At 54.0% G+C, this 1,279-nt stretch carries 1 protein-coding gene; it reads left to right on the top strand.

What is annotated here, in order from left to right; all coding sequences use genetic code 11:
- Window positions 1–1,279: type IV pilus secretin PilQ (locus AC2VLY_RS03480; protein WP_486921774.1), on the top strand; the 1,279-nt coding region annotated here is incomplete at both ends.

The following is a 1,279-nucleotide window of genomic DNA, read 5'->3' on the forward strand; positions in this document are numbered from 1 at the left end:
AACCCCGAAGACAGCCCGCGCCTGAGCATGGATTTTCAGGATATTAGCGTGCGCGATGTGCTGCAGGTCATTGCCGATTTCACCCATCAGAATATCGTGGTTTCCAATAATGTGACCGGCAACCTGACCATTCGCCTGAAAAACGAACCCTGGAAAGAGGCTTTTAAGGTCATTCTTGAGTCGCAGGGATTGGCCGTCAAACCTATCGGCAATATTCTTTGGGTGGCGCCAGCCAATCAGATTGCCAGCCAGGAAGAAGCGACGCTCAAAGCCGAAGCCAGCGAGCGCAAGATGGAGCCCCTGGAAACCGAACTGATTCAGATCAAGTATGCCAAAGCGGCCAGCATTGCCGCCTTGCTGAAAGGCTTTGACCAGAATGGTTCTTCGGGGCACACCGGCCAGCCCATGAATCCTTATCAGCAACAGTCTTTAGCGAGCGCCCTGGGCTTGCCTAAATCCAGCATTATTGGCAATTCGCTGTTAGGTCCACGCGGATCCGTAGCCGTGGTTACCCGTACCAACAGTCTGCTGGTGCGGGATACGCCGCAGGACATTGCAAACATCAAAAAACTGATTGCCAAAATCGACAAGCCTGTGCCCCAGGTGCTGATAAAGGCGCGTATTGTCCAGATTACCACCAGTGCGGCCCATTCTCTGGGCGTGAACTGGGGCGGGACATACACTTCGAATGGCGCCGGAGGCATTATCAATCTTTCCGGAACCGGCGCTACGGGTGTCAAAGAAACCCAGGGTGGCGCGTACCCCATACAGGGCGGCGGTAACTCCACTTCGGGTACAGGTTTTACCGTTCCCGCGCTCGCCAATCTGAGCGCCTCTGATGCCGGTACGGCCCTGTCCGGTGCCTCACCCACTTCTTTAGGTTTCGCTTTGGGCACGGCGGCGGGAAATCGTATTCTGGACCTGCAACTGCAGGCTTTGCAGGTGAATAATGAGGCAAAAATCATTTCCAGCCCCAAGGTGTTGACGGAAGGCAATGAAAAAGCGGTTATTTCCCAGGGGCAGGAAATTCCTTACCAGCAATCTACCAGCAGCGGGGCCACTTCGGTGTCCTTCAAAAAAGCCGAACTGAGCCTGGATGTCACACCCCATATTGCGCCTAATGGCAAAATCACCCTCAAGGTGGATGCCCAAAATAATCAACCGGATTATGCTGATGCCCTCCCGTCCGGGATTCCCATCACGACCCAGGAAGTCAAAAGCAAATTGCTGGTCAATAATGGTCAGACCGTCGTTATCGGTGGCATCTATACCGACACCT

Source organism: Acidithiobacillus sp. TH-A36 (assembly GCF_057473445.1).